6 protein-coding genes are annotated in these 6,186 nt (G+C 37.5%); all 6 read right to left on the bottom strand.

All coding sequences use genetic code 11. From position 1 onward, the window contains the following. Positions 1–131 precede the first annotated feature (131 nt). The gene (locus AWW78_RS09610) at positions 132–2,270 is read right to left on the bottom strand and encodes an FG-GAP repeat domain-containing protein (RefSeq protein WP_047135008.1); all 2,139 of its coding nucleotides are present in this window, start codon (positions 2,268–2,270) and stop codon (positions 132–134) included. Next, positions 2,239–2,745, bottom strand: coding sequence for an acyl-CoA thioesterase (locus AWW78_RS09605; protein ID WP_047135007.1), 507 nt, complete (start codon positions 2,743–2,745; stop codon positions 2,239–2,241). The genes AWW78_RS09610 and AWW78_RS09605 overlap by 32 nt, the downstream gene beginning before the upstream one ends. A 1-nt stretch (position 2,746) precedes the next feature. After that, positions 2,747–3,532 carry an outer membrane protein assembly factor BamD gene (locus tag AWW78_RS09600; protein WP_047135006.1) on the bottom strand — a complete coding sequence of 262 codons (786 nt, stop codon included), beginning with the start codon at positions 3,530–3,532 and terminating at the stop codon, positions 2,747–2,749. 18 nt (positions 3,533–3,550) lie between these two features. After that, a complete protein-coding gene (locus tag AWW78_RS09595; RefSeq protein WP_141652057.1) occupies positions 3,551–4,087 on the bottom strand; it encodes a hypothetical protein in 537 nt (178 codons plus the stop codon). A gap of 40 nt (positions 4,088–4,127) precedes the next feature. Beyond that, entirely contained in the window at positions 4,128–5,408 is a 1,281-nt protein-coding gene (locus tag AWW78_RS09590; RefSeq protein WP_047135004.1) for a Glu/Leu/Phe/Val family dehydrogenase, read from the bottom strand. A gap of 25 nt (positions 5,409–5,433) precedes the next feature. Continuing rightward, the coding region (locus tag AWW78_RS09585) for a zinc metalloprotease HtpX (RefSeq protein WP_047135003.1) at positions 5,434–6,186 on the bottom strand (753 nt) is incomplete at its 5' end.

Here is a 6,186-nt window from a genome sequence, read left to right as displayed (position 1 = left end):
AAAAGGTTTAAAGTCAATCGGTTTATCAATTTCTATCCCAGCTCTATCGCAAGCCGTGTAATAAACCTGTTCAATTTTATTATCCTGCGCAATCAACAGGCTGACAAATAAAAATGAAAAGATGAACTTTTTCATTTTAAAAAACCATCTTTGTTCAGTAAAAATCTCAAACTTCCAGCTCTCTCATCCAACAAGATCAAATCGGGAAAACCATCACGATTTACATCAGCCACGCCAGTGGAGCTAATTTTGCTTTTTAAACTATAGATTTGCTTTTTTTCAAAAGTTCCGTCGTTATTTATGTAAAGATAAACTCCACCTCTTAAATTATCAAAAACTACAAAGTCCTTTTTAAAATCACCTGAAAAGTCAGCTATTCTTAAAAGCTTACCACTTGATAGATGAACATGTGTATCAACTCTTCTTCTTGTTCTGAATCCACCTTTTCCACCGTTCAAAAAAAGATTTATTTCACCATCAGAGATTTTAGTTTGCGAATAGTCGTAATAAGCAAGGATATCAAGGTAACCGTCGCCGTTAAAATCATCTATGTAAAGAAAAGCACGCTTTATCAACCTGTTCAAGTTTATTGAATAGCTCCTGATATATTCACCTTCATTTTTTCGGGTGAAAACATCTAATTTAACATTGTTTTTAAAACTATTAACAAGTGCAATATCAAAATATCCATCCCCGTTTAGGTCGGCGACTGCAGAAGCAATAACCTTCGCACTATCAATTTCCTTTATGCTCATCTCTTCGAATTCCGTCCCGCCCTTTGGCTTTATCAAAATAAGGTTTGAATCTGAGATGGTGAGAAAAACTACAACTGATTTATCTTCGTCCAAACCCGCAAAAACTGGCTTCGGTTTATCAAAATTGTATTTAAAAATTTCTGTTATCTCATCTTGCCCCCTACGAAATAGTGAAATGGCACCAGTTTCATAATTTGAGCATAAAAGATAATTGAAATTTGAAACGGATAAAACTTTGATATCCGTGAAACTTTCGCCTTGGTTTGAAAAAGAATAAATTTTACCACCATTATAATAAAAAAGAAGTGGATTTGATCCATCACCTACAAAAACGAAATCAACATAACCATCTCTATTAAAATCTGCAATTGCGAAATCAGATGAATTTAAACCAACTGCTATGGAAAAGTTTTCAGAAAACTCAAGTTTAGCGTCTGAATAAAAAATTCTCAACCTATTTCCGACCGAATCGAGAACGATGATATCATCCTTCCCATCCACATCAAGATCAGCACACTCAACCTGAACTACTCCATCGCCAGAAAATTCATATCTTAAAAAGTCCCGACCAGAGTTCATAAAAATAAACAATCTTTCTGCGTTGTTTACGATTATATCTTTAAAGCCATTTCCATCCAAATCGCAAGCACAAACTTTTAATGGTTTTGGAATTTTAAATTTAGATCTGAGACTTATTCCTGCCTGTGTCGTATAGTAAAATTGAACTTCGTCAAGGTAATAGAATGAAATCACATAGTCAAAGAAGCCATCGTTGTTTAAATCAGCAACTACAAAATCATTTGGTTCTTCGGGAAGTTTATAAGTATATGCAGACCCAAACTTTCCATCACCTCTTCCATATGAGATGACAAGCAAGTTATTTAACCAGTCAATGCCAACAAGATCTGGAACCTCATCATAGTTTAAATCAAGAATTTGAACTTTTTTAAGCGGGATCTTGGGGAAAAAATTAACTGGATTTGAAAACTGATTTAATTCGGTTTGATAATTGACCGTTATCCCAAGCATTATTTTTCCAACCGTTATGACATCTTTGAGACCATTCAAATCAAGATCAGAACAAATGAGCAAATCGGGATAAATGCCAGTTTCAAAAGAATAGAAGTGTTTAAAGCCAAGCGTATCTTTTTTAAAAATTTCAACAGTTGACTTCGCCTTGTAAACTGCGACGATTTCCGATGCACCATCATCGTCAATGTCACTTATCTTAACATCTGTTGGGGATTCTCTAACTGGTATGTTAAAATAAAAGTTAAAGTTATTTTTATGGTCGTTCTCGAGACAGGTTATAACCCGTCGTGAAGAAACAACGATATCATAAAAGCTATCGCCGTTTAAATCTCCAATTGAAAATGTGGAAGAGCCTTCAGGAAGTGGAATTTCGTTGATAAAAAAAGTTGGAAACAATCTATTTTGAGAAGTCAAAACTTCGAAATAAAATGTGAATAGAAAGAAAAAAATTTTATAAATTTTTAGGTCCTTGTTTTCGGGCATTTTTAAGCTCTTCTTTATGCCTTAACCTCTGTTGGCGTCTAAATAACGCCTCTTCATATCTTCTTTTTTCATCTTCCGTTTCAGGAACAATTGGTGGCACTGGAACAGGCTTTCCATTCTCATCGATCGCAACAAAGGTAAGATAAGCTGAATTAGCGTGTCGAACTTCACCTGTAAGTGGATTCATCGCAAAGACTTTTACACCAACTTCCATAGAAGTTCTAAAAACACGATTTACCGATGCTTTCAAAATCACAACCTCTCCGATCTTTATAGGACATAGAAAATTTAATTCATCAACGCTTGCCGTTACGACGACTTTCCCCGCATGCTTCATCGCAGCCATAGCTGCACATATATCAATCCAGTGCATCAGCCTTCCACCAAGCAAGAAACCAAGGGGATTCGCATCGCTCGGAAGTATAAGCTCGGTCATTTCAACCTGCGAATCTTTCACATATTTAACTTCACTCATTTTATCTTCCTGTTCGCAACTCTGTTTGAACCCGTGACTTTGCCTCATCTTTCATTCTTTTAACTTTTTCAAGAAGTTCGCTGGATGGAAACTTCCTTTCAAATTCTTCAACAACTCTTATCACCTCATTATAATTCCCCCTCTTCAATAAACATTCAATCTTTCCAGCATATGCTTTTTCAAGATAATCGGAATCGGGATAACGCTCAATTATGGCATCAAAATAAATTGTAGCTGCTCTGTAAAATTCTCTTCTCATATAAAATACAGCTGTTTCGTAATCCCTTTTAGCAAGCTTGTTGATCAACTCATGAATTTTTTGTTCAGCATCTTGGACGAACGCACTTGTTGGATGATACTCAATAAAACCCTGAAGCGCATCAATTGCCTTGTAAGTATATGTCTGGTCAAGTTGTGATTTTGGAGAAAGATTGTAATAACAAAGTCCCAACTTATACCTAGACATCGGGACATATTCGCTCGAAGGATAACCCCTTATGAGATTTTCATACTCGGACGCAGCGAGAAGATATTCACCCTTGTTGTAATAGCTTTCAGCAAGATAAAACTGAGCATCATCTGCAACAGCGCTCCCTGGATATTGAATTAAAATATACTTGAAATCCTCAACCGCATCAAGATACTTTTTCTTATCAAACTTTTCCTTCCCAATTTCAAAACGATCCTCAGCGGAAAGATTGGCAACTTCCTTAGATGAAGAGCATCCCCAAACAAACAAAATCGCTGGTAAGATCAAAAAAAGGATAAATTTTGATGATTTTAACATTCTTGCTCCTCAAAAGATTTATTTTCTAACGGCAAAAAGAAGATAAACAGCAATCCCAATAGATGATATTATCACTATTCCCTCAATTATTTTGCTCAATGTTAAGCTCCCACCGGCGAATTCACCCTGCGTAAAGTTAAAGGCTTTATCTTCAAAATTTTTAATTTCACCCGCTTTCACATAATCTGAATATACCCTTTTAAAATCACGGCTAAAGAGAAGCTTTCCATCATCAATTGCAGAACAATATAAAATCACCTCTACATTTCTTTTGACGACGGAACTTTTAAAAAAACCTCTCGATTCAGGGATATAATTAATTTTGCTTTTAAATGCATCAAGCCGAACAATATCGACATCGGCGGCGCTATCGTAAAAAAATACAGTAAATTTTCTCAAAAAGGAGTTTAAAACTCTATTCTCAATAACTTTGTCCTGCAGGTTGGATTCAACCCTTATTTTTTCTGATTTTATTTGATTGGAAATCTCATCAACAATTGAGTTTATTAAACTATCAATGATATCAAGGTTGCTTCGGCTTTGTGCAAATGTCAAACTTAAAAACGCAAAAAATAAAAAAAACTTGCAAAGAAAATTAACCATAAATCCCACGAAGCTTCAAAGTTTTAGCAACTTTATCAACAGCAAGGATATATGCACCGAGTCGTAATGACACATTATATTTTTTCGCTGTATTATAAACATTTTCAAAAGCGGAAAGCATCATCTCTTCAAGTCGTTCGTTAACCATTTTGACTGTCCAATAGAACCCCATTCTATCTTGAACCCATTCAAAATATGATACAGTGACACCGCCTGCATTTGCAACTATGTCTGGAACGACAAGGATTCCTTTTTCTTCAAGAATTGGATCAGCGCTCGCAGTTGTCGGACCATTTGCGCCTTCAACTATCAACTTTGCTTTGATCCTTGGGGCATTGTGTTTAGTTATCTGGTCCTCGCGAGCGGCGGGAATTAAAACATCGCATTCAAGTTCAAGAAGTTCTTCATTTGTGATTTTTTCACCTCCGTCAAAACCCTCAAGCGTTCTGTCGGGATTATTTTGAACATATTTTATCGCTTTTTCTACGTCGATACCTTTCTTGTTATAATAACCGCCTGTTATATCGCTTATGGCGATTATTTTAAGTCCTTTCTCGGATAAAAGCTTCGCTGAAACTGAGCCAACATTTCCAAATCCTTGGACAACAGCTGTTGATTTTTTAGGATTAAGCCCTAATTTTTCCATCGCAGCAAGCGTAACAATCATAACTCCTCGACCTGTGGCTTCACGTCTTCCAGGTGAACCGCCAAGTATTAACGGCTTTCCAGTTACAACCGCGCGCTCAGTTCTTCTTACATGCATGCTATATGTATCCATAATCCAAGCCATTATCTGCTCGTCGGTATTTAAATCCGGTGCTGGGATATCCTTATCGGGCCCGATTACATCGAGAAGATTTGCTGTATATCGCCTCGTTATCTTTTCAAGTTCAACTTTTGTTAATTTTTTGGGGTCACATTTCACAGCTCCCTTTGCACCGCCGAACGGAATGTCCATCACCGCGCACTTCCAAGTCATCCACGCAGCAAGAGCTTTAACTTCGTCAAGCGTCACATCTGGAGCATATCTAATTCCGCCTTTTGCGGGTCCAAGGGCATAATTATGTATCACACGATAACCTTCAAAAACCTTAATTGTTCCATCATCCATTTGGATTGGAATTGAAACTATAACCTGTAGAGCCGGGGTTTTTAAAAATTCATAAACGCCGGGTTCCAGTTGAAGTATTTCTGCTGCCTTATCAAATCTTTTCATCATTGATTCGAATGGATTCTCCTTGTCCGGGATAGGTGCTGGTTCTTTGTATGACATTATCTCTCACCAATGTTTTTTGTTATTAATAATAAACTCCCATTTCCCTTGCAAGCTTTTCAAGCCTTTTAACTCTCTCACTTATCGGTGGATGTGTTGAGAAAAGCTTAAGTATTCCCTCGCCACGCAATGGATTAACTATAAACATATGCGCTGTCTCCGGTCTCGCCTCCATCGGGATTGTTTCAACACCGCGTTCAAGTTTTCTCAAAGCATTTGCAAGCGCAAGTGGTTTGCCAGAGATTTTCGCTCCACCTTCATCAGCTGCGAACTCTCTTGCTCTTGAAATAGCAAGTTGAATCAAAACAGCAGCTATCGGTGCAACGATAATTAAAACAAGCTCAGCAATCCAATTTGCATTATTTTCTCTATCTCTACTTCCGCCGAAGAAGATAAGCGACCATTGAGCCATACGCGCAAGAAATGTTATAGCTCCAACCATCGTTGCAACTATCGTCGCAGTTAGAATATCTCTATGCTTAACATGGGCAAGTTCATGCCCAAGGACGCCTTCAAGTTCATCATCGTTTAAAAGTTTCATGATTCCCTCTGTAACCGCAACAGCTGCGTTTTGCGGATTTCTTCCGGTCGCAAAAGCGTTTGGTGTCATGCTCGGTATAATGTAAAGCTTCGGCATCGGAAGCCCCGCACGGGTTGCAAGACGTTTTACCATTGAATACAACTTTGGTGCTTCAGCCTCTGTGACTTCTTTAGCTCTATACATAGCAAGGACGATTTTGTCCGAAAACCAATATGCGAAGAAATTCATCAAAAGAGA

Origin of the sequence: Candidatus Kryptonium thompsonii (assembly GCF_001535985.1) — a bacterium.
In the GTDB taxonomy this organism is placed as follows: domain Bacteria; phylum Bacteroidota; class Ignavibacteria; order Kryptoniales; family Kryptoniaceae; genus Kryptonium; species Kryptonium thompsonii.
This window is presented reverse-complemented; position numbering and strand designations above follow the sequence as displayed.